Origin of the sequence: Crocosphaera sp., assembly GCF_030064895.1 — a bacterium.
Taxonomy (GTDB): domain Bacteria; phylum Cyanobacteriota; class Cyanobacteriia; order Cyanobacteriales; family Microcystaceae; genus Crocosphaera.
The window spans coordinates 1-19,323 of sequence record NZ_JASJEB010000103.1 but is presented as its reverse complement, the minus strand read 5'-3'; the positions used below and the strand labels follow the sequence as shown (position 1 = coordinate 19,323).

Below are 19,323 nucleotides of genomic sequence, written 5' to 3'. Positions count from 1 at the left end.
TTTAACAGGGATGTCAAAAGAAGTCCCCATCTATAAATTCTAAAAGAATACCCAAATTTTAGATGGGGATGAATTTTGACCAATATATTAACGTGCAAAGCACAACCTTGCTTAGATGATTTGTGTTACCATTTTAGCAACCTTATGCTAAACTAAGGCTATGACTCTAACACTAAACTACACATACAGGATTTATCCTGATAATAAACAAGAGGCAATGTTGTCTGAATGGCTAGAAATTTGTCGCCGTTCATATAACTATGCTTTGCGTGAGTTGAAGCATTGGATTTCTAGTCGTAAGTGCCTAGTAGATAGATGTAGTTTGGAGTCAGAATATATTATGGCGGCAAGTTATCCTTTCCCAAGTTATCATCAGCAACAAAACCAATTACCAAAAGCCAAAAAAGTATATCCATCGTTAGTTAAAGTCCCAAGTCAAGTCTTGCAAACTAACCTTAGAAGACTTCACGATGCTTGGGACTTTTTTCGTAATCGAGGGTTCGGCTTCCCTCGGTTCAAGAAATATGGACAAATGAAATCTTTATTGTTTCCTCAGTTTAGAGACAACCCCTTGACGGGGTGGCAAATAAAGTTACCTAAATTGGGAAAAGTTGAGATAAATCTTCATCGTCCAATTCCTAATGGCTTTGTCATTAAACAGGTAAGAGTTATCAAAAAAGCTAAGGGTTGGTTTGCTGTAGTTAGTATCCAATCTGATATAACTTTACCTGAAATAGAAACACCTTATGGGCATTTTCTTGGCCTTGATGTTGGACTTTCTAGTTACTTAGCTACCTCAGATAACTATGTAGAAAAAGGACGTAAATTCTTCAAAACTGAACACCGTAAGCTGAAATTGCTACAACGTCGCTTAAGTAGAAAACAAAGACTTTCTAAGAACTACGAAAAAGCCAGAAAAAAAGTAGAAAAGCAACATAACCATATTGCTTTCAAACGTAAAGATTACCAGTTCAATTTAGCTCACAAAGTCTATGATATGGGAGACAGTATCTTTATGGAGGATATTGATTTTCGTACAATGGCTAAAGGCTTTCTTGGAAAACATACCCTTGATGCAGGTTTTGGGCAATTTAGGGATATTCTGAAATACGTCTGCAAAGTTAGGGGGAAATATTTTGGATTGGTTGACCATGGGGGAACTAGCCAAACTTGCCCTAACTGTCGTGCAGAAGTTAGAAAAACCCTAGCTGACAGGTTCCATCATTGTCATGAATGCGGTTACGGAGTTGATAACTTTGTTGACCGTGACGTGGCAGCAGCCCAGGAAATTTGTAATCGAGGAATAGAAACTACAACCCTGGGACTCAGGGAAAAGGAAACCGTCTGTCAAGTCGAGGTGTCGGGGGTGATGAACCTAGATAACTGGCGTAGGGGTTTACCTCTGTGGGCAGAAATATCTCATCGTGAGGTGGGAAGCCCTAACTATACTGCTTGCAGTTAGTTGGGGAGGATGTCACCCATAACATCTACTGAAGAGATCAAGTTTATTATTAAGATTTTTCTGATGATCAAGATTTGTTAAAACATCGTTAAGCAATGTATCCTTTCTTTTCCCATTGTGTCATTATATGAAGTAACCATTTTGATCTCCGCGGGTAGTCCCGTCGGAGTTTTTGTTTTTATAGAACCCATTTGGGATCTACATTTTGGTCGAGCATTCATCCCTAACCTATAGAGGATAAGGGAATTCTGCTCGAAATCAGGCGTTGCATTATCAAGGGATGATTTGGATAAATCGACAAAGAATCTTCCTTTTATATCGGGAATTTCACAAGATGCAAAATTAACAATCATCCCGCAATGGTGCAACGCCCGAAATCAGGTTCAAAGTTTTTCCCCATGAACAATATTCAGTCTCCCAAACAAATGCCTAAACCCTTAGCTGTTTTAACTAAAGTTTCTTCTGGATCAACAGTACGATAAGTTTGAATCGCCTCGGCAATGGGAACACTGACAATCTGCCGGTTTTGCCAGGCAACCATCTGATCAAATTTGCCTTCAGCAATTAAATCCACCGCAGCTACGCCAAAAGCCGACCCCAAAAGCCGATCTACGGGAGAAGGCATACCCCCTCTCTGAATGTGGCCAAGGACGGTTACACGGGTTTCTGCTCCGGTTTTAGCCCCAATTTGTTCGGCGATGTACTTGCCAATTCCTCCTAAACGATCTTCCCCAAATTGTTTTAATTGGCTGACTTGATCCCCAATTTCGGTGCGGACTGCTTCCGATACCATCACTAAACAAAAATGCTTTCCTCTTTCCTGTCTTTGACGGATTTTTTGGCAAACTTTCTCTATTTTATAAGGAATTTCAGGAATTAGGATAACATCCGCACCTCCTGCAATACCGGCCGCTAAGGCAATATGGCCTGCATCCCTCCCCATCACTTCTAAAATCATGACACGGTTATGGCTGGCTGCGGTAAAATGAAGCCGATCAAGGGCTTCTGTGGCAATGTTAGTAGCGGTATCAAACCCAATAGAAACTTCTGTTGCCCCGACATCGTTATCGATGGTTTTGGGAATACCAATTAGGTTGATGCCTCCTTGTTGCGCCAAACGGCGTAAGATGGCTAAACTACCATCTCCACCAATGCCAATTAACGCTTCTAATCCTAATTTATGATAACCGTTAATAATTTCTGAAGAGCGATCGCTCACTGTGCCATCATTCATAGGAAAAGCAAAGGGATCTCCTTTATTGGTTGTGCCTAAAATAGTGCCACCCATTAACAATAGATTATCCAATTTATCTAACTCGAATTGGATAAACTTAGGGGGATCACTCATTAATCCATGAGTAGCTTCTCTAATACCAATAACTTCCCAATTATAGGTTCCTACTGCATGATGTACCACTGCACGAATCACGGCATTTAATCCGGCACAGTCCCCACCACTGGTAAGAATTCCGATGCGCTTTTTCTCACCCATTTTTATCTATAATCTTCAAATTAAAATTACTTCTATTTTTAGTGATTTCTAGTCACAAGTTAATAATTCTTAAGGAAAATGTAATATATCAAAGGGAATGTTAAATTTAACTTAATTAATAGTTGAGAAAGGTAACAACTAGCTTCCTTCTGTTACATTATCTAGTACTTGGAAAATTGAGAAAATCAATGATATGATACTTTTGTGTTGTTCTCCTGTTTTAGTGACAGGAGGTTAAGTTTCAATTAAGCAATTTTATCCTATGAGAAATACTTATTATATTTGTAAATAAGGCTGATGCTAATTTTTCTCTAAATTCCCTTACCCACTTACCCAAATGACTCTTATTGACTCCCAAGTATTTCACAACTTTGCGATCACTCTTGGTACTTCCCTCTTCGGTTTGCTGGTTTTCTGGGCTTTTTGGTACGCTTCAAGGATGGACTAATGAGTAAATCATTATCCATCCCTTTTTAGACTTTAAAAATGGAGCCGAGCAGAGTCGAACTGCTGTCCAGACTGGGTATTGACTTATCGCTCATTCACAGGCTTAGTCTTTCTAATCCTCAAGACGGGAACCGTTCCTTATCCCGAACGGTGGGATGCTCTGGTGTAGTCTTAGCTTAGGAGCCAACCAGAGGTGGCTATTAAGGGCATCCGTTGGGGTTGGTACCTCCGAGTCCTTAACGGAGTCAGATCAGAGGTAAGCGACTCTATGAGAGAGTTCTACGCAGCTACTGCTACGCGCTTGAAGCTTACGATGTTGTTCGCAGTTACTATTTTTTTGAGTCTTGTATTTACGAGAGGAGACTCACTCTCGACCTGAATCACAATTTAGATTTCGCCAACCTGTCGAAGCCGTTGCGGCCCCATGTGATATTCCCCCATTATAAACAGAATTTTTTATTTTCGCAACGTTACAAGAAGGATAACAAAAATAAACTCCCGTTACAATCTTTTATTGAACGGGAGTTAGCTAGAGCTATTATGAATTATTGTGGCTGTTGATTTTGACTATTGGCCTCAACAGCATTATTTGCACCCTGTGCTTCTAAAAGGTTTCTTTGAGCTTCTCGAAAAGACTTAGCTGCTTCAGAGAGATTGTCTCTTGTATCTTCAGCGAATTCACCACCATTACGACTTCTCTCTAAATTAGCTCGGTGCATTAAGTCTAGAGGATTCATAAAATTACCTAAGTCTCCATTGGGGTCCCTCTCATTGCTTTGATAAGGATCTTTATCCACTACGTCAATGGATTGAGCTACAGTTAGGGGTGTTAAGCCTAAGGTAGTGCCTAAAAGGGTTAAGAACACCACTAATTTTTTAATCATAAATTTGTTTGACATCATAGATTCTCTCTACACACCATATCTGGTCGACATACTGTCATCATAGTCGATTTTATATTAATTGGTTAAACTAATTTATCAAAAAATAAGCTATCTGGCTTTGATGTTGAAGAGTATTCAGCATCAGACTATGTTAGAATTAGCATCCCACTAATTACTGCTATAAAAATGAATCAACCTGGCTCTCCTGCCCAATTTTTAACCCCCGAAGAATCAGCTGATGTAGATAAAGCTTTATTAACTGCCCCAGAGAAGTTTTTAACTCGTTTAACTATTTCTTCTTTAAGATTATTAACCATAATTGCTCAAGATTTGGATGTTTCTCTAGAAGATTTAACCCATCAACAAGTAATTGATTGGTTTGAAAAAGATGGAAAAATACGACGAGAAAAAGGGTCAGATGCTGCTGTTTTGAAATGGTAACGGATCCAACATTTATTGTTCTAAATCCTTTGTCATCTCATCAATTCTCAGGATATTGATAACTATACAGGGATGATACTGAAAGCTTCGCGGTAAAAGAATAAAAAAGTCAATAAAATCACTTAGATTGATTTAAGTAAAATAAATTTTTTCAAGAATTTTATTGTTGTACTTCCGAGAAACCTCGTGATAGACTAGAATAAAAAATGAGTCCTTCTGGAATAAATATCTATGAGTCAACCAGTTATAAATAGTTCAGAAGAAACAGCACCCAATATTGAAACCCTATTAGAATCGCCAGACAGTTTATCAACAACGATTCAAAGTTTGGGACTTAATCAAATTCAAAGACATTTGTTTCTTTGTGCTGATCAAACTAAACCCAAATGTTGCTCTAAAGAAACGAGTCTAGAAGCTTGGGACTATCTTAAACGTCGTCTCAAAGAACTAGAACTAGATCGAACCACAGAGGCCAAACCTGCCTGTATTTTTCGCACAAAAGCCAATTGTTTACGAGTTTGTCTCGAAGGGCCAATTCTTGTTGTTTATCCTGATGGAGTCTGGTATCGGCAAGCAACCCCAGAAGTCATTGAACGCATTATTCAAGAACATCTCATTGGAGACCAAGTAGTTGAAGACTATGCCTTCTGTACCCATGCTTTACCTGAACTCTCTCAAAAATCTAAATCAAGAATCATTGAAAATCAACCCACTGAACTTAACAGTGAGATAGTAGGCGAAAAAAGGCAATAAAATGTTACTTAAAACAGTCAGTATAGGTTAAGATAAAATCAAAATACTCTTAATCTTCACATATACTTCTAAACATAATCCTTATCAAAATTAACCCCAAAAAAGAAGATGGCAACCCCAAAAGATAACTCCCAGAAAGAAAATAAACACTTATTATTAGTTGATGATGATCCGAACCTAGTTTTGCTAGTGAAAGATTATCTTGAATTTCAGGGATATGAAGTAACCACAGCAGAAAATGGTAAAGAAGCACTAAGAGTCCTGAGTGACTTGCATGAAAAGAAAAAGATTCCTAACATGATCATCTGCGATGTCATGATGCCAGAAATGGACGGCTATACTTTTATTGAACAAGTACGTAAGAATTCTAGTACCAATTGGGTTCCGGTCATGTTTCTCTCAGCCAAAGGACAAAGCCAAGACAAGGTTAAAGGTCTTAACGTCGGTGCTGACGTTTATATGGTAAAGCCTTTTGAACCAGAAGAGTTAGTTGCTCAAGTGGAGTCATCCCTCAAACAAGCGAGCCGTTTGATGCTTCATAAAGCTAATCTTTCTCGTGATGAGGGTGATCGTATTCATGTTCCCAATGATGTAGAATTGACTCCAACAGAAACAAAAGTGGTTCAGTTGGTAGCCCAAGGACTTTCTAATAGAAGGGTTGCTGAGAAACTTAGTGTTAGTCAACGCACTATAGAAAGTCATGTTTCTAATATGCTCAATAAAACGAATCTTCATAATCGGACTGAGTTGGCTCGTTGGGCCATTGAAAATAGCATGGCTTAATGGGTGTTGTAGAAAAATCTTGGGTATAAAACCCCTCCCTACCCTAATAGGCGTAATTGTGCTATGCTAAAGCAGTAGGTTTAACTGCTACCTACTGGGAGTACCCCAGAAAGTGACGACTAACCGTGAGTCGGCAGGGTGTCTGGAAACAGATGGATGTATGACCTAGTAAGGTAAGTACCAGTCAGCCTAGTAATCCTCATTTGAGGGTAGGTTTCAACAAGTAATTGTCGAATCATAATTCACTCACCTTTAGGAGGTGGGGTGTGTAAATATAGAGCAACTGGTTTTTAATCAGTTCTCGATCGCTTCCTTAGCTCAGTTGGTAGAGCAACTCACTTGTAATGAGTAGGTCGTCGGTTCAAGTCCGACAGGGAGCTTAATCAAGTTGATTGTATCAATCTTCCATCAACGAGAGATACAGACATCATGAGAAAAACAATTATCGGTGTTATGGGACCTGGAGAATTAGCAACAGAAACAGATATTAAAAATGCCTACGAATTAGGAAAATTAATTGCACAGGAAAACTGGATATTATTAACAGGAGGCCGTAATATTGGGGTGATGGATGCAGCGAATAAGGGAGCAAAAGAAGCAGGAGGTTTAACTCTCGGTATTCTACCATCAAATCATACTCAAAATGTTTCTGATGCTGTGGATATTGCCATTCTTACTGATATGGGAAACGCGAGAAATAATATTAACGTTTTATCGTCTGATGTTATCGTTGTTTGTGGAATGGGTTTAGGAACTTTATCAGAAATAGCTTTAGCATTAAAGAATCAAAAACCTGTTATTTTATTAAGTGAATATCAAGAAATTAAACAATTATTTTACAATTTGTCTCCTAATTTAACCTTTATGGCAGTGGATACTGAACAAACAATTAAGCTAATTAAAGAAATCCTAAAAAAAGTAAAATAAAATTTATTTTTGTCAAGAGTACCAGTCACTTAAAAAAAACAAGATATAGGATCGAAGTATATATAATATCATTATAAGGCAGGTGTGTGATGAATGAAACTATTGCTCCTGTTCCCCGTGTTGAAGAAGATTCTACTCAAAAAGTTGATGGCATAAAGACAGATCATATTCAAGCATATTTAGCTACCAGTACAATTAATGCTAATGTAGATGACTCATCTAATAATTCAGAGCAACCAAGATTAAAGTGGGAAGAGATTACACTTAACGGACAGACAAAATCTGGGGAAGATACATCATCATCTCAGACAGATAAAAACCCTGATAAGGATGACAGACTTCAGAATATACTTCAGATACCTCAGAATATTATTGTTTCATTGATATCAAGATTAAACTGTAAAAAGAGTACACTTAACGGACAGACAGAATCTGAGCAAGATACATCATCATCTCAGACAAAGGAAAACTCTGATAAGGATGACAGACTGGGTAAGATTGCTACATTTTTATCTACTTCAAAAGCTAATGAGTTAGTTATTATGATTCATGGTTATAAGACTGAAAAAGAATCAGCAAAAGAACAGTATAAAGAAAGATTTAATTTTATTAACAGCACGTTTAGCACGTTGTGGAATTCGCAGAAAAGTCAGCCAGAAAACAACAGAAAATTAGTTATAATCGGGTACACTTGGCCATCAGAGGATTTTTTAAAGGGTTCCTGGAAGGGTTTCTGGAATGCTTGTTGCACTGCATTTAGAACATTACCAATTCCTTTTGAAATCATTAATGATTTACTATTTTTTGTCACATTTTTGATTTTTGATTTTATTTTCTTCTTTATGAAAAACCAAGAACTTTGGTATCTGTGGTATATTATATTTTTCTGCTTCTTGTTCCTTACCCTTTTGAATTTACTGATTTTAATATATGAATTATTCTCTAGTTTTAGCATATCAAGAAATAATAAGTTATGTTTACGTTTTGTCTTCTTTGTTGTGATTATAATTTATTTTTTGGTACTACTTTTCTTTAATTTTAACAATCTTAACTGCTTTGGGAAGTTAATCATGTGGTTAGGTTTAGTAGTTTGGACATTATATTTCGGAGTAGTCGTGACTTTGATATTCCTAAGAGTCACAGCTTATTTTCGTGATAAATATAGAGCAATGTTTTTTGGAGTTGCTGATTTGGTTGATCTGATTCAAAAATTAGACAGGAAAATTAAAGACAAAATAGAATCTAAAAATAAGGACGATATCCATGATATAAAACTATCTTTTATTGCTCATAGTATGGGTGCATTTGTAGCAACTCACACTATCAGAACACTATGTGATGCTTTTGAAAATGGTCAAACTAACGATTCTGAAACTGATGAAAATAATAAAAATAATAGAATTGGACGGCACTTTTTATTAGAACGTTTAGTTTTAGTAGCTCCTGATATTTCTGTACAAGCTATTTTCCCAGGTAAATCAAATGTCTTAGAAACAGCAATAGATAAATGTAAAGAAGCTTATTTATTTAGTAATCAAGGTGATATGGTTCTAAGAGTTTTTTCAATGATTAGTAACTATTTTAGATTTCCTGCTAGTTGTGCTGAAAGAGGATTTAGATTAGGAAATATTGTTGTTTACGATAAGACAAAAAGTAATCAATGTTATCAAACTCTTAATCCACATGGAAACATAGACAAAACAAAATTTTTAAGCAATTTGCACATTGTTTGTAGAGGTGAACGTAAGTCGTTATTTGAGCTACTAGGTAGTCCCAAATTTCAATTTGGAATTTTAGCTCTTTTAAGAGGTGCTGAAAAATTCGGTTTATCATTACTCTGGGTAATTATTTCTGCTTTCCTCACTGATGGTTTGGTTAAAAAGCAAGTTATTCTAACTACTAAGAATATAGTTACTACACAAGTTACCTATTTTGATTGTACAGACTGTGAAGATAAGGTCAACAATGAAAATGCTGAACATAGTGACGATGATAAACTAATCCTCAGTACAGCTAAAAATCATCAAATAATACCCGTCTGGCAATGTTTAGGGCTATTAAGACAGTGGATTTTCAACAAACACGATAGCAAAATAGATATTCATGGTGGGTATTTTAATGGTAAATTTTGTCAAACTTTAATTTATGGTTTAGCTTGTTTAGGATGGGATGATTTTAATGATTTTTGTAAGCCGCGTTATAATCAACATCCATCTTGTCAAGAATCCGAAAATTATTTTTTACCAGAATGTCAAACGAGACATATTCAAGTGCTTTTATCTACCCAGAGAGGTTAAAACATTTCCCCAAAAAACTCAATCAAAATTAAGGAAACTTACTGGTGACTTTAGCAATGATTTTTTGTGAACTTACCCAACCAAAAGAACGACTATCACTACTTTCTAAACTATTTTCTCCCATCAAAAAACAATTACCCTTCTCGTCAACTTTAACCACCCGTTTGATGATTCTTAAATTTTCTTTTTGGGGATGCCAAGCAATAACTAAATCCCCAATTCCAGGCAGATAACGGCGATAGGCTTTTGTGTCGACAAGGACTTCTTCTCCTGCTTTCAGTATAGGAAACATAGAATTCCCTGTGACACAAAACCGTTGACGCAACCTCAACAACCAGAGCAATAATTCTTGATAGTTACTTGTTGAGAGCAAATTGATTCCTACCACCTTTAAAAATCATAATCTAGCTGGCTTTAATCCAGGGTACTTCCCGTCCTTTAGTTTCCCAGAAGATGCTGTGGATTTTCTCAATTTCCATCATTAATTGGTTAGCATGAGCTAGGTTAACTTCTACCTTACAAGAAGAGCAAAGTTTAGCGGCTTTCCAGAACATATCATGGAGATCGGGGTATGCCTCTAAGTGTACAGGTTTAAAGTAGTCAGTCCAGAGAATGAGGATTTCTTCTTTGGTTTTCTGCGCTTGCTCTTCCTTAATGGCAATATAACGAGATAAAGTATTGTGATAAGCTACAGTAGCAGCACTGTCCGTAGGAGAAGGTACATGACTTTCTAAATCAGCGATTTTCTTGGTCATAGAGTACACTGCTTCCGCATAAACACGAGCAGAAGCGGGATCATACACCCCACAAGGACCATCACAGTGCGCACTCACTTCTGGTGCAGGGAAATACTTTTTAATTTGATTAGCGATTTTGTTGAGCATAATCTTTTAAGATAAACCATTACTTCGCGAAAGAATTAGGAAACGTTACTATCCATAGAGAAGTTTCCAAGGGAATCGTTTTCCAATAATTCCCCCCTTGTTAATCGTAACTTGAAAGGGTGTAAATTTTATAGCTTTAAAATCTTAAATTTTTTGATACATTCGAGACAATCATTTTCCTTTGAATTATACAGTCAATACCATTTTTGTGTTAGTTCGTCAATCCCTTTAAAATAAAATGTTGTGTGTTGAATAACTAAGAATAACTACGAATCAATGAGGAATTCAAGTAAATAGACGATTAAGATAATTTTTCTATTTTTTAATAATTATCTACTATTTTAATAAAGGCGATATGAGGATAAAATTAGGGAAATAGGCTAATCAAGGGACTAACACAAAAATGACACAAACCCAAAAATTAGAAGAAATCGAAGCAATCACCCGTTCAGTGGGTTGGGGTGCAGCTAAAATTCTCAGTGCATATTATCGGGGAGAAGGTGATTTAAAGGTTAATGAAGATAAAAAAGATGGTCCTGTCACTGCGGCTGATATTGCCGCTAACCAGTACATTTTAGAGCAATTACAAGGAGTTTTTCCTGAAGATACCTTTGGTTATTTAAGTGAAGAAACCCATGAAGGAACGGAACCTATTCCTAAAGATTGGGTTTGGATTATTGATCCTCTTGATGGTACCAGAGATTTTATTGATAAAACCGGTGAATATGCTTTACATATTGCCTTAGCTTATCAAGGTCGTCCGATGGTGGCCGTCGTTGCTATTCCTGAGGCAGAAAAAATTTATTATGCAAGTAAAGGTAACGGTACTTTTGTGGAAACAGCAGATGGGAAAGTTACTCCCATTAAAGTATCCGAACGAAATAAACTTGAAGATTTATATTTAGTAGTTAGTCGTACCCATAGAGACGATCGCTTTCAAGCTTTAATTGAGGCTTTACCTTTAAAAGATCGCATTTATATGGGCAGTGTTGGGGGTAAAATTTCAACTTTATTAGAAAAAACTTCTGATATTTATATCTCTTTGTCTGGCAAATCTGCGGCCAAAGATTGGGACTTTGCTGCACCAGAATTAATTTTAACCGAAGCAGGAGGAAAATTTACTCATGAGAACGGTGACCCCTTAATTTATAACCGAGGAGATGTACGTCAATGGGGTTGTTTAATCGCTAGTAATGGTCATTGTCATGAAGCTTTATGTGCAGAAGCAACGCAAATTTTAGCTAAAATTGACAATGGATAATATTCTTTTTCTGGAGACAAGAAACATTGATCTAGGGAATAGATTTAACTGAAGATTCTTGAAATTGGATTGAGGAATCAGGAAAATAATTTTGCCAATCTTCACCTAAAACAATGGTAATATCAGAGCCTAAATTTCCTGTACTTTCCACTAACACCTCACCCATTCCTAAATCGGCTCGCAAGGTTGCAGCCCCTAAATCATCACCATTTTGCGCTAAGATTCTAGTTGTCTGTAGGGTTTGATTCCATTCATCAGCGACAAAAATGCGACGATACCCTGCTTCCATTAAATGGTTAACCATGCGCCTCACCGCTTCGGGATCTTCTGTGCTATCTTGAATGGCAATTCTGAGGCGACTGGGGTTGCTAGGTTGGGCTTGAAAATTAATTTCACCATGATCGAAGTGTTCGGCTACCATATTTGTAATTTGATAACGGTTAGGCAACCAATAACTAACTTCCTCTTTCCCATCCCCACTAAAACGTCCAGGAAGCATTAACATTTGTACATTGGAGCGTTTTGTTTGAGAGGCAAACCCTGATAAAGCAACTAATTCTTCAACAGTTAAATTAGTATCGATATAAGCACCGATAATAGATAAAATTTCCGGTATTCTTAGTAATGTTTGTGGTTTGAGAGCTTGTTCTACCAAAGCCCTCATAAACATTTGTTGTCGTTGTACCCGTCCAATATCACCATAGCGATCGTAGCGAAATCGTAAAAAAGCAACGGATTTTTCTCCGTCTAGATGTTGTTCACCTTCTTTGAGATCGATATAAAGATGTTGACTATGATCCGTATATTTCATATCTTTGGGGATGTACATATCAACACCACCCAAAGCATCAATAAACTTTTCTACGCCTTGAATATTAACTCGTACATAACGATCAATTTTAACGCCACCTAATAGTTTGCTCACACTTTCGGCTGCTAAAGCTGGACCACCATAATAGTTAGCTTCGTTGATTTTTCTCAGTTCGTACCTAATGCTGGCTTGCGTATCTCTAGGAATGGATAAAACACGAAGTTTATTGCTCAGGGGATCAAACCTAACTAAGACCATTGTATCGGACAAGCCTTTAAAGGAATTAACTAGGGCGTGATATCCTAAATCTTCGCTGGGCTTTTCATCTATTTCCGAGGTTAACACCTTAGTTCCTAAAACCAAAACATTGACAGCACGACTCAACTCAGGAAGTCGTAAGCTTTGATAGGAAATTGCCTCATTTTGACTAAAAACTTCTTCTTCTTCGGGGGTTAGAGAACTTTGCTGTAGAGGGGTGGCCGATAGTGATACCGCCAGAAATGCACCGACCCCTGCCGATGCTAAGGACACGGCTGTGAGTCCTATACTAATTAATAACCAATTCAGAGCTTTTGGCTTTTTCTCAACAGAATACTTCTGTTGAGAACGGTTTTCGGGATGGGTTTTGTTGACTGACACAGCTTTCCTCACACCTTTAGTAGTGTCTAGCAATCCATACTGGGTTAGATTTTACCTTAAGGCAACCTTTAACCAACATTAGCACTATAACGTTTCTAGATAGGACTTTAACCCTACTAAGGAATCTATTGTACCACAAGGTTAACTTAACTGAATCTCAGTGTACCACAGCTATGATTATAAGGCAGATTAGGAAATCAAGTGAGATTTTATACATTTTTAATAATGAATCATGGACAATAAAACAAATCTCAATATTTTAAGCTTTTTTCTAGATACTTGAATGATAATTTATCTCTATAATTTATAAAGATAAATTTTATTTTGATCAATTAACATGAATGATTTTAATGTATCTTGTCCTATTCCTGTAGAGCAATATCCTCAAGTTTTACTCGCTCATGGTGGTGGAGGAAAACTGATGCAGCAGCTATTAGAAAAAATGGTATTTTCTGTGTTTAAAAACTCTGAAGATATTCCCCCTCATGATGCTGCTGTAATTAATCTTCCTAGTTCTAAAATTGCCTTTACAACTGATTCTTATGTAATTCACCCTCTCTTTTTTCCTGGGGGAAATATTGGTAGTCTAGCTATTAATGGAACTGTAAATGATTTAGCTATGGGTGGCGCACGTCCCCTTTATTTAAGTTTAGGATTGATTATCGAAGAAGGATTGCCGATGGAAACTTTATGGCGTGTCATCCAGTCCTTAAAAAGGGCAGCCGATACTGCTAATATCAAAGTGGTTACAGGAGATACAAAGGTTGTCGATCGCGGAAAGGGAGACGGCATTTTTATTAATACTGCTGGGGTCGGAATTATCGAACACAATCAAACTATTGCCCCGCAAATTGTTCAGCCTGGGGATGCTATTTTAATTAGTGGAGATATTGGTCGTCATGGTATTTCTATTATGGCAGTTAGAGAGGGATTAGAATTAGAAACCACCATAGAAAGTGACTGCGCCCCTCTCCATCATATTGTCCTAGAAATGCTCACTCAAGGGATAGAAATTCATTGTTTAAGGGATTTAACCCGAGGGGGTTTAGCTAGTGCCTTGAATGAAATTGCTGCGAGTGCTGGTGTTACTATAAACATTAAAGAAAAAGCGATCGCTGTTAGAGAAGATGTACAAGGAGCCTGTGAAATTCTGGGGTTTGATCCCCTCTATGTAGCCAATGAGGGGAGATTTGTCGCTTTTATTGCCCAAAACTCAGTCAACAAGGCTTTAGAGATTCTCAAATCATTTTCTCAAGATGCTTCCATCGTTGGTGAAGTAACTGGGACCGGAACAGGAATGGGCTTAGTTACCCTAGAAAGTAAAATCGGTTCTCAGCGCATTGTCGATATGTTAAGCGGAGAACAATTACCCAGAATCTGTTAATTAGTAGGACTCATTTTTTGACTCTGAGAGCGAGCATTTTGCGCTGCTTCCGTGGCAATTTCAGCGGCCAAGCTTGTCATAGGAGAAACCTGTTTTGAGGCCCTCTTACGGCGATGTTGTGGGGTTAGAGTAGAAGAAGTAGGGGTGACTAAACTGTATGCTTTCCACTCGCTTTCCACACTCCACTCCAGATCATCTGTGATCAGCAAAACTCCACCGGCCGGAATCGCTATTTCATCTGTGGCAGCCCAAATACAAAATTGAGTCCAGGGGGAACGCAATAAAAAGACTTGTATTTGTTGATTTTTACAACTTCCGTCTGTATATCCTAACAAATAACGACCTTCTTTAATCATTGGCCGTAATTGAGGATATTTTTCTAACAACATAAAAATTCCGTGATGGGCCATAATGTTAATGATTACTAATTCAACAAAAGGATCTGTCTAGCGCGAAACTTAACAGCAACCTTAGCTATTAAGCATAGAAAGAGGTCATCAAAAAATTACGTATCATATATAACTAAATGGGGTTTTTTGGGGAAATGTCAGGAAGATTTAACCTAATTTAACCCCAAATGGAACAGAAGAGTGTTTTTTGTAAAGATTTATAACAAAAATTAGTCGGTTGTTGCGGTGGACTTTTCCTCTTTCTTCACAGGACTTACCTTGGCACGATACAACAATTTATGTTCATGATCATAACCTAGATAGCGAATGATCACGGGGTCACCTGGTTCAGCGTTTCCTCCTCCTTCTAGTAGTTGGTGAAATTGAGGATCATAAGGTATCGTTTCTCCTACCGTTCCTTTCATTTCTAGTCCCCATTGTTTCAATAATTCAAAAATAGGTTTTACTAAAGGCAATAATTTAACGGCAGATATTTCAGGATTTTTTTGAGCTACAATCGCTGCGGTTGGCCATTGTAATAACCAAGATTCCAAGGCAGCTATACTAGCAGATTGAAATTCTTTTTTTAATGTCTCTTCTTGTTGATTTAGTCTATCTTGCAACTGTTTATATTCTTTTTCTAAAGATTGAGTATTACTATCAGTATTAGTATTAGTATTAATATTGCTAGAGATTACTTTACTGGTCATTTCCCAATCGTTACTCAAAGATTGGGCAGTTTCAAATTCTAGTAACAACTTTTCTAAAGATATATTTAAAACCTGGGATAGCTTAAGAATATCTGTAATGGATAGTTTAGGAAGTAATCCCGTTAATAATCGATTTAACTGCCATTGAGATACCCCAGATACTAGACTTAATTCCTCAAAACTAGCAATTTCTGCTTGCTGCATTAACTGCTTTAGTTTTTGTTGGTTAGAGACATAAGTGGTAGGCTGGTTCATAAAGGTTAATATAATGATTTAATCGCAATCATTTTGAGTCTACCTTAAATTAGTCATAGGGCTAATAATTATTATATTTTTGTTATTATTGTACCCTATTGTAATTTTAGATTAAGACCCATTACTGACCTATGAATTCAATTACTTGGATTGGTTTATTAGCAGGAACCCTAACCACTATTTCTTTCTTTCCACAAATGTTGAAAACCTGGAAAACTCGTTCAACAAAAGACATTTCTTTAGAGATGTTTTTACTGTTTTGCTGTGGCGTATTGTTATGGATTCTTTATGGTTTATTTTTGGGGGATATTCCCGTAATTATGACCAATGTAGCTACCTTTATTTTAGCATTTCCTATTCTGGTTTTGAAACTAAAATATAAGTAATCCAAAAAAGTCCCGCATTTTATTGATCAACATTGTAGATGATTGAATCAACAATTTGCGGGACAAAATAACTAAGTCTACGAAACTTTAATCTTCATCAATGGGGGGATAAGCTTCTTCTATTTCCCATAATATATCTTTATGTTCGATGAACCAACTACGGGTTTCTGGGGTTAATTGAACCCAGATAATTTCCATCGGTACATAAGGAGAGGAGTATTGATACTTTTCCCCTAATTGTCTCAAATTATCAATAATATGAGGAGATAATCCAAACACAGACCAATCAACGTGCAAACGTCTGCCAAAAACACCTCCTGTTGGATCAAAAACCAGTTGGGATGCTCTGACTAAATCTGCAAAATGTCTAGGTTCTAGTCCGGTTAGCTTTTGGATTTCCATTCCTTGGCTACGACTTGGCTGCATAGCGACTTTTCCTAAGCAAATAATTCTGTAGTTATTGTAACCGATTAAGGTCACTTTTTATCTATTTTTTATGGCTCAATTATGACTTATTAGCGAAATATTAAATTTTAATTCTATAGATTAATTTTTGATAATAAATATTTGTTTATGTTACCATTATTAACAATCATGAGCCTAACCTAATCGTCAGGAATTCAAGAATTAAATTATTATAGTTTTGAGTATTTAGACTGATTATGAATTTCCCACCGACCGTTTCTGGACTAAGACTACTAAGAATGTTGAAACTGATTTTTTATCCCTTGGATTATTTAGAAGATAATTATCAAAAACATGGGGATATTTTTGCCACGAGTCAATCTGAAACTCCTTTTATTTATATTAGTAATCCCCAGGCTATTCAAGAAATATTAACCCAGGATAAAACGAAATTTAAAAGCGTAGCAGGTGCCGGTTTTCTAAATACCTTATTAGGGGATAATTCTCTACTCTTTTTACAAGGGGAAAGACACCAACGAGAACGAAAATTATTAACGCCTCCTTTTCACGGAGAAAGACTTAATAGTTATGCTAAATTGATTTATTCCATTAGCGATGAAGTTACGGAAAATCTAGAGATAAATAAAGCTTTTAATGTTCGTGAAATCATGCAGGAAATTACTCTAAAAGTTATTTTAAAAGCTGTTTTTGGTATCACGGAAGGAGAACGTTATCAAAAATTAGAAGATTTATTAAAATCGTGGCTATCTTTTTTTGATAATCCGGCAAATGCTACTATTATGTTCTTTCGTGTTCTCCAAAAAGACTGGGGTAAATTGAGTCCTTGGGGACGTTTTTTACGGATAAAATCAGAGATAAGAAAGTTAATTTATACTGAAATTAGAGAACGCCGTCTACAAGAAAATTATACAGGAACAGATATTTTAACTCTGTTAATGTTAGCCAGAGATGAAGCAGGAAAATCAATGAGTGATCAAGAATTACACGATGAATTGATTACTCTTTTAATTGCTGGTCATGAAACAACTGCTTCTAGTTTAACTTGGGCTTTATATTGGATTCATTATTGTCCAGATGTTGAAAATCAATTGCGATTTTATTTCTCAAATTTTAATGGTAATACTGATTTGCTAGATATTGTTAAATTACCTTATTTAGATGCAGTTTGCAAGGAAACTTTACGTATTTATCCAGTGGTATTAACTACATTTATTCGTATTTTAAACACTCCCCTAGAATTAATGGGATATCAATTTAAACCTGGAACGGTATTTGCACCTGCAATTTATTTAGTTCATCATCGAGAAGATATTTATCCTAATTCTCAACAATTTCGTCCAGAAAGGTTTTTAGAAAAACAATTTTCTCCCTATGAATATTTTCCTTTTGGTGGGGGAAGTCGTCGCTGTATTGGTATGGAATTAGCTAAAATGGAGATGAAAATAGTTTTATATACTATCCTCTCAAAATATCAATTAAAACTCCGTTCTTCTCGTCCTCTTAAACCAGTAAGACGGGGAATAACTGTTGCATCTCCTAATAATTTTAAGATGATTCTTAGTCAAAAAATAATTTGAATAATAGTTAAATGTACAAAAAAATTTTGGAACAAGGGATAAATCCTTGTTCCAAAAATAATCTTTATGAAACTTTAGACCTCATTAACGTTCCAAAAATTATGAACTAATGAAGTAAGTTATCATATAATCTTTTATCCTAAAGGATGGAATAAAAGATCAGGAAAGAAACGATTGAACTCAATTAAAATCCCTGCGGTAAAGGTTAATAAGGCCATAATTAAAACAGGGGCCGTGGATAAAAACTTTGTCAAATCTGCCATGAATTAGTTCTCCAAACAATTAATGATCAACGAAAAAAGTGCAAATAATATTTAATTAACGAGGGGATACGTTAATTTCGTCATCCTTAGCGGTTAATTTGCCAGAAGTAAGTTCTCCGAAAGCTGCTAAAGGCCACATAAAACCAGTTAACATTTTGCTGATAGCTAGAGGAACATCGATGATGATCTCTTTCATTTCAGAGTCTTTCTCATCGCGGACAGCGATTAAATAAGCGCGTCCAACCCAACCAATCCAACCAGCGATATAGAGGAACATCAAACCAGGAATGGTAAAGTCTCCAACGTGAGAGAAGTTCCCATCTACCACTAAGTGAGGATAGCCTTCAGGACCACATAATGCCTCTGCATAACGTTCAGCACGTTTTTGACCGGATTGAGGATCATCGGTGGTATTGAGGAAATTTTTAGATTTTTGCTGATAAGCAGGGTTTTCGCTGCAAGGTGTCAAATTATCATAAGTAGCACTTGCAGTAGGGGCAAAGCTAAACCACAGGGCAGCAACGAGAATTAAAGCGAACAATCGTTTCATAAGATTTGTTTCCTTTTGTTACAAAATACTAAGTTTGTTGTACGCAAGATAGGAAAAATCAGTGGTACATTGGGAATATCTTACTCTGACTTTAAAGCCTTAGTAAAGATCCAGTTCTAAAAGTCATTTTATCTTGACTTCCTGTGAACTTCTTAGTACGAAAGATTGTAACAAAATTATTGTCAGAAGTCGCCACCTAAAAATACTATTAACTGAGATGTCGGGAGAAGTCCCTCGCTATAGCTAAGGTGGACGCATCGAGCCACAGGCGAGTACCGCCGGACGCTTAGGGATGGGATGAA

At 36.6% G+C, this 19,323-nt stretch carries 20 protein-coding genes, 1 tRNA gene and 1 other RNA gene; 11 read left to right on the top strand and 11 right to left on the bottom strand.

The genetic code is table 11. The features are described from left to right. Positions 1-160: 160 nt before the first annotated feature. Entirely contained in the window at positions 161-1,462 is a 1,302-nt protein-coding gene (locus QNJ66_RS20060; RefSeq protein WP_300510139.1) for a transposase, read from the top strand. A 409-nt stretch (positions 1,463-1,871) separates the two neighbouring features. On the opposite strand, the gene QNJ66_RS20055 is transcribed toward QNJ66_RS20060, so the two are convergent. The 3 genes from QNJ66_RS20055 to QNJ66_RS20045 form a co-directional block, all read right to left on the bottom strand. Then, positions 1,872-2,954 (bottom strand): ATP-dependent 6-phosphofructokinase, encoded by a 1,083-nt coding sequence (locus QNJ66_RS20055; RefSeq protein ID WP_300510138.1) that lies wholly within the window; start codon positions 2,952-2,954, stop codon positions 1,872-1,874. Positions 2,955-3,438: 484 nt separating this feature from the next. After that, positions 3,439-3,825: a transfer-messenger RNA gene (gene ssrA / locus QNJ66_RS20050) on the bottom strand. Positions 3,826-3,946: 121 nt separating this feature from the next. Beyond that, positions 3,947-4,303, bottom strand: a complete 357-nt coding sequence (locus tag QNJ66_RS20045) for a hypothetical protein (RefSeq protein ID WP_300510137.1) — start codon at positions 4,301-4,303, stop codon at positions 3,947-3,949. 168 nt (positions 4,304-4,471) lie between these two features. Between QNJ66_RS20045 and QNJ66_RS20040 the strand changes: the two genes are divergently transcribed. The 6 genes from QNJ66_RS20040 to QNJ66_RS20015 all read left to right on the top strand — a co-directional run bounded on the left by QNJ66_RS20040 (position 4,472) and on the right by QNJ66_RS20015 (position 9,486). Continuing rightward, positions 4,472-4,726: a hypothetical protein gene (locus QNJ66_RS20040; RefSeq protein ID WP_300510136.1), complete on the top strand. Its 255-nt coding sequence runs from the start codon at positions 4,472-4,474 to the stop codon at positions 4,724-4,726. Positions 4,727-4,957: 231 nt separating this feature from the next. After that, entirely contained in the window at positions 4,958-5,479 is a 522-nt protein-coding gene (locus QNJ66_RS20035) for a ferredoxin (RefSeq protein WP_300510135.1), read from the top strand. A gap of 108 nt (positions 5,480-5,587) precedes the next feature. Next, a complete protein-coding gene (locus QNJ66_RS20030; protein ID WP_300510134.1) occupies positions 5,588-6,262 on the top strand; it encodes a response regulator transcription factor in 675 nt (224 codons plus the stop codon). A 307-nt stretch (positions 6,263-6,569) separates the two neighbouring features. Further along, positions 6,570-6,642 (top strand) — tRNA-Thr (locus QNJ66_RS20025). Between the two features lie 49 nt (positions 6,643-6,691). Then, positions 6,692-7,189 (top strand): TIGR00725 family protein, encoded by a 498-nt coding sequence (locus tag QNJ66_RS20020; RefSeq protein WP_300510133.1) that lies wholly within the window; start codon positions 6,692-6,694, stop codon positions 7,187-7,189. Between the two features lie 89 nt (positions 7,190-7,278). After that, the gene (locus tag QNJ66_RS20015) at positions 7,279-9,486 is read left to right on the top strand and encodes an alpha/beta hydrolase (RefSeq protein WP_300510132.1); all 2,208 of its coding nucleotides are present in this window, start codon (positions 7,279-7,281) and stop codon (positions 9,484-9,486) included. Between the two features lie 28 nt (positions 9,487-9,514). Here the strand turns inward: QNJ66_RS20015 and sodX are convergent, their stop codons facing one another. Next, positions 9,515-9,859, bottom strand: a complete 345-nt coding sequence (sodX, locus tag QNJ66_RS20010) for a nickel-type superoxide dismutase maturation protease (protein ID WP_300510131.1) — start codon at positions 9,857-9,859, stop codon at positions 9,515-9,517. A gap of 31 nt (positions 9,860-9,890) precedes the next feature. Beyond that, positions 9,891-10,370 (bottom strand): superoxide dismutase, Ni, encoded by a 480-nt coding sequence (gene sodN, locus QNJ66_RS20005; RefSeq protein WP_300510130.1) that lies wholly within the window; start codon positions 10,368-10,370, stop codon positions 9,891-9,893. A 403-nt stretch (positions 10,371-10,773) separates the two neighbouring features. On the opposite strand from sodN, the gene QNJ66_RS20000 reads away from it, so the two are divergent. Further along, on the top strand, positions 10,774-11,631 hold the full coding sequence (locus tag QNJ66_RS20000) for an inositol monophosphatase family protein (RefSeq protein WP_300510129.1): 858 nt from the start codon (positions 10,774-10,776) through the stop codon (positions 11,629-11,631). 31 nt (positions 11,632-11,662) lie between these two features. Here the strand turns inward: QNJ66_RS20000 and QNJ66_RS19995 are convergent, their stop codons facing one another. Then, a complete protein-coding gene (locus tag QNJ66_RS19995; RefSeq protein ID WP_300510128.1) occupies positions 11,663-13,081 on the bottom strand; it encodes an LCP family protein in 1,419 nt (472 codons plus the stop codon). A 337-nt stretch (positions 13,082-13,418) separates the two neighbouring features. Here QNJ66_RS19995 and hypE point away from each other — a divergent pair, with 337 nt between their 5' ends. Next, complete coding sequence (hypE, locus tag QNJ66_RS19990) at positions 13,419-14,465, top strand: hydrogenase expression/formation protein HypE (RefSeq protein WP_300510126.1); 1,047 nt, start codon at positions 13,419-13,421, stop codon at positions 14,463-14,465. On the opposite strand, the gene QNJ66_RS19985 is transcribed toward hypE, so the two are convergent. Next, complete coding sequence (locus QNJ66_RS19985; RefSeq protein ID WP_300510124.1) at positions 14,462-14,875, bottom strand: hypothetical protein; 414 nt, start codon at positions 14,873-14,875, stop codon at positions 14,462-14,464. The two genes, hypE and QNJ66_RS19985, sit on opposite strands and share 4 nt — an antisense overlap. A 209-nt stretch (positions 14,876-15,084) precedes the next feature. Continuing rightward, a complete protein-coding gene (locus tag QNJ66_RS19980; protein WP_300510122.1) occupies positions 15,085-15,819 on the bottom strand; it encodes a helix-turn-helix transcriptional regulator in 735 nt (244 codons plus the stop codon). Positions 15,820-15,950: 131 nt separating this feature from the next. Here QNJ66_RS19980 and QNJ66_RS19975 point away from each other — a divergent pair, with 131 nt between their 5' ends. Continuing rightward, a complete protein-coding gene (locus QNJ66_RS19975; RefSeq protein WP_300510120.1) occupies positions 15,951-16,205 on the top strand; it encodes a SemiSWEET transporter in 255 nt (84 codons plus the stop codon). An 87-nt stretch (positions 16,206-16,292) separates the two neighbouring features. On the opposite strand, the gene QNJ66_RS19970 is transcribed toward QNJ66_RS19975, so the two are convergent. Further along, the gene (locus QNJ66_RS19970; RefSeq protein ID WP_300510118.1) at positions 16,293-16,631 is read right to left on the bottom strand and encodes a hypothetical protein; all 339 of its coding nucleotides are present in this window, start codon (positions 16,629-16,631) and stop codon (positions 16,293-16,295) included. Positions 16,632-16,867: 236 nt separating this feature from the next. On the opposite strand from QNJ66_RS19970, the gene QNJ66_RS19965 reads away from it, so the two are divergent. Beyond that, on the top strand, positions 16,868-18,208 hold the full coding sequence (locus QNJ66_RS19965) for a cytochrome P450 (RefSeq protein ID WP_300510116.1): 1,341 nt from the start codon (positions 16,868-16,870) through the stop codon (positions 18,206-18,208). A gap of 134 nt (positions 18,209-18,342) precedes the next feature. Here the strand turns inward: QNJ66_RS19965 and psaJ are convergent, their stop codons facing one another. Both psaJ and QNJ66_RS19955 read right to left on the bottom strand, forming a co-directional pair. Next, complete coding sequence (gene psaJ, locus QNJ66_RS19960; RefSeq protein ID WP_300510113.1) at positions 18,343-18,471, bottom strand: photosystem I reaction center subunit IX; 129 nt, start codon at positions 18,469-18,471, stop codon at positions 18,343-18,345. Positions 18,472-18,526: 55 nt separating this feature from the next. Continuing rightward, positions 18,527-19,021, bottom strand: coding sequence for a Photosystem I reaction center subunit III (locus QNJ66_RS19955; protein ID WP_300510110.1), 495 nt, complete (start codon positions 19,019-19,021; stop codon positions 18,527-18,529). Positions 19,022-19,323 lie beyond the last annotated feature (302 nt).